This is a genomic window from Collinsella vaginalis (assembly GCF_900176655.1).
Taxonomy (GTDB): Bacteria; Actinomycetota; Coriobacteriia; order Coriobacteriales; family Coriobacteriaceae; genus Collinsella; species Collinsella vaginalis.
In genome coordinates, this window is record NZ_LT838843.1 from 655,913 (window position 1) to 659,338 (window position 3,426).

A 3,426-nucleotide genomic window follows, 5' to 3' on the forward strand; every position below is an offset into this window, starting at 1 on the left:
CCGTCGAGGCGAGCTCGCAGCGGGCCGCGAGCCGGCTGCCGGGTTTGCGCGCCCCCTTGGCGACGGCGCGGATCTGGCGGCCGTCGCGGGCGAGCAGGGTGAGGATCAGATCGGTCTCCTTGAGCTTCGTCTTGTCGAGGACGATGCAGGTCTCCCGGTATGTGCGCGATCCGCCCACGGGCTTACTGCTCGTCGGCGGCGTAGCCGAACTGCCGGATGTCGCGCTCGGAGGCGCGCCAGTTCGGTTTGACGCGCACGGAGAGGTCGAGGAAGACTTGACTGCCGAAGGCCTCCTCGAGGTCCTGGCGGGCGTCGGTGCCGATGCGCTTGATCATCTCGCCGCGCTTCCCGATGAGGATGCCCTTCTGCCCCTCGCGCTCCACGTAGATCGTCGCGTGCACGCGCAGGAGCCCCCGGCGCGGGCGCTCGATGGCGTCGCAGGTGACGCCCACCGCATGCGGGACCTCCTCCTTCGTGCGGAGCAGGACCTTCTCGCGCACGAACTCGGCCACGAGGCCCTCATCCGTCTCATCGGTGTCCATGCCCTCGGGGAACCACTGCGGGCCCTCCGGGAGGAGCCGCTCGACTGCATGCACGAAGGCCTCGACGTTGAACCCCTCGGTGGCGGAGACCACGATCACATCGTCGAAGTCGACCTGCGCGCGGGCGGCGGCCACCTGGGCGGCGACGCGCTCCCNATCGAGCACGCCGTCCTGGATCCCGTTTCCCAGGCACCGGATCAACGCGTTGATGCTGCCCGGCCCCATGATGCCGTCGGGATCGGCCCCGCAGGCCCGCTGGAGGAAACGGATGGCCGGGGAGCCCTTGGGGCTCTGGCTGTACACCCAGCCCTGCGTGCAGCCCTTGAGCCGCCAGGCGTGGGCCGTGTACTGCCCCCAGATCTCGCCGTCCCGCACGGTACCGGCGACGTACTGGAGGGCGTCCGTGGTTGAGCGGCCCCAGTACCCGTCCTCGGCCAGCTTGGCAGGCTTCGACGGGGCCTGCGGCTGCGGTGCCTGCATCGGGGCCTGCGCGGCCTGCCCGTCGAAGGCCGGGCGTATGACGCTGTGCACGACGCCCCACGTGCGGCGGCGGCGCGNGGCGTCGAGGACGAAGGCGATGACGTCCACGTCGCCAACCTCGGCGAGCGCCGTCTTGTTCAGCTCGGCCCCGAGGCTGTCCTTGGGTTTGTGGAGACCCGGCGTGTCCACGATCACGATCTGGCAGCCAGGGCGACGCACCACGGCCCGGAGACGCCGCCGCGTGGTCTGCGCGACCGGCGAGGTGATGGCGACCTTCTGCCCCATCAGGGCATTCAGGAGGGTCGACTTGCCGGCGTTCGGCCGGCCGACGAGGGCCACGAACCCGCTCTTGAACCCCGTGCCCCCTTCCGGGGACGACGCCCCCTCCCCCGCCTCCTCGGCGAGCGCGTCGATCTCATCGTCGGTGAGGTCGGCGAACGGGTCGAAATCCTCGATATCCTCGATGTCTGCCATGGGCGGCCTCCTTACGGTCGTTTCTCGTCGCGGGCGGCTCAGAGCCAGCCGAGGGCGTGGGCGTACACGAGGACCCCCACGACGGCCGCCGTGATCGAGAGCACGTAGACGCTGGCGGCGGCGATGTCCTTCGCGCGTTTGGCGAGCGGATGGAGCTCCTGGGTCGCGAGGTCCACTGCGGCCTCGAAGGCCGTGTTGATGAGCTCGGCATGGATCACGAGGCCGCAGCAGATGATGATGATGCACCAGGAGACCGCGTCCAGCCCGATCGCCACGCCGGCGGCGATGGCCGCGGCGCCGATGACGAGCATGACCTTGATGTTGCGCTCGGTTTTGACCGCGGTGACGAAGCCCTCGATCGCGAAGGAGAACGAGCGGATGAAGGTGGGGTGCTCCCTGCCGGTGCCGGGGATCATAGGCGGCCTCTCTCGTGTGCGGACGGATCAGTCATCGATGTGGCGGGTGGTGGGCCCGATCCGGACCGCGTCGGCGTCGTCGCCCCGGGCGTGCGCGAGACCGCGTAGGATCTCGAGCTCGAGGGCCTCCATCTCCTGCGCGCCCCCCTCGTCGATGTGGTCGAAGCCGAGGAGGTGGAGCGTGCCGTGGACGAGCATCAGCCGGAACTCGTCGGCGGGGGTGCCGCCGAACGCCGGCGCCTGGCGCTCGATCTGCGCGGGTGCGAGGATCACGTCACCGAGCTCGACCGGCTCCCCTGCGGGCAGCGTGTCGTCAAAGGGGGAGTCGCACTCGAAGGAGAGGACGTCGGTCGGCGCGTCGATACCGCGCCAGGTGCGGTTCAGCTCCCGCATGCGCTCATCGGTGACGATCCCCACCGAGACATCGGTGGGACGCGTGACTCCGCAAGCGGAAAGCGCGGCCTCGACGATCTGGGAGATCTCGGCCGCCTCGATGGGAAGGGCAAGGCCCTCCTCGTTATCGACGAGCACGGCCACGGCCCGCACCCCCCTGCCGGTGATCCTCGCGGCTCGCGTCGAAGGCGTCGTAGGCCTCGACGATCCGGCCGACGAGCTTATGCCGCACCACATCGTTGCGACCGAGGTGGATGAAGGCGATGTCCTCGACACCCGCGAGGATGCGCTCGATGTCAGTGAGGCCTCCCACGCGCCCGGGGAGGTCGCGCTGGGTCATGTCGCCCGTGATGATGAAGGTCGAGTTGAAGCCCAGGCGGGTCAGGAACATCTTCATCTGCTCAGGCGTGGTGTTCTGGGCCTCGTCGAGGATCACGAAGGCGTCGTTCAGCGTGCGCCCACGCATGTAGGCGAGCGGGGCGATCTCGATCGTGCCGCGCTCGAGGTACTCGCGGGCCCGCTCCATGTCGGTGAGGTCGAAGAGGGCGTCGAGCAGCGGGCGCACGTAGGGGTCGACCTTGTCCTGGAGGGTACCGGGCAAAAAGCCCAGGCTCTCCCCCGCCTCGACGACCGGACGGGTGAGCACGATGCGGCCGACCTCGCGGCGCTTGAGGGCGGCCACGGCCATCGCCATGGCGAGGTAGGTCTTGCCGGTGCCCGCGGGCCCGAGGCAGAACGTGACCGTGTTGGCGCGGATCGCGTCGATGTAGCCCTTCTGCCCGGCCGTCTTCGGGCGGATGGCGCGACCGCGGAAGGTGAGGAGGATGTCATCGGCGAGCGCGGCGGCCCCCGCCCCCTCGGCGCGCAGGTCGGCGAGGGCGTGCACGGCCTCGTCGGGCGTGGGCGCCGCCCCTGCCGCGGCCATCTTGATGAGCTGGGAGAAGAGCCGGTAGAGCAACTCGACCTCGTCGGAGGCGCCCGACAGGGCGATCTCGTTGCCCCGCATCACCATGGTCGCGCTCGTCGCGGCGTCGAGGGCGCGCAGCACCGCGTCCGATGCGCCGGTGATACGGCTCGGATCGATGTCATCAGGTATGACCAGGCGAACCTTCGCTGTGTCC

5 protein-coding genes and 1 pseudogene are annotated in these 3,426 nt (G+C 69.9%); all 6 read right to left on the bottom strand.

Annotation, left to right across the window (positions count from 1 at the left end):
- Positions 1–178 (bottom strand): DNA repair protein RecO (gene recO / locus CAP13_RS04715; protein WP_179184937.1); only part of this gene is annotated, 178 nt, incomplete at its 3' end.
- 4 nt (positions 179–182) lie between these two features.
- A complete protein-coding gene (era, locus tag CAP13_RS10485) occupies positions 183–1,022 on the bottom strand; it encodes a GTPase Era (RefSeq protein WP_085830754.1) in 840 nt (279 codons plus the stop codon).
- Between the two features lie 24 nt (positions 1,023–1,046).
- A pseudogene (locus CAP13_RS10490) lies at positions 1,047–1,496 on the bottom strand (GTPase); the annotation flags it as partial.
- A 38-nt stretch (positions 1,497–1,534) separates the two neighbouring features.
- Complete coding sequence (locus tag CAP13_RS04730) at positions 1,535–1,912, bottom strand: diacylglycerol kinase family protein (RefSeq protein WP_085830451.1); 378 nt, start codon at positions 1,910–1,912, stop codon at positions 1,535–1,537.
- A 27-nt stretch (positions 1,913–1,939) separates the two neighbouring features.
- The gene (gene ybeY / locus CAP13_RS04735; RefSeq protein ID WP_085830756.1) at positions 1,940–2,449 is read right to left on the bottom strand and encodes an rRNA maturation RNase YbeY; all 510 of its coding nucleotides are present in this window, start codon (positions 2,447–2,449) and stop codon (positions 1,940–1,942) included.
- Positions 2,430–3,426, bottom strand: a 997-nt coding sequence (locus CAP13_RS04740; protein ID WP_085830755.1) for a PhoH family protein, incomplete at its 5' end; no start/stop codon positions are given. The genes CAP13_RS04740 and ybeY, both read right to left, overlap by 20 nt.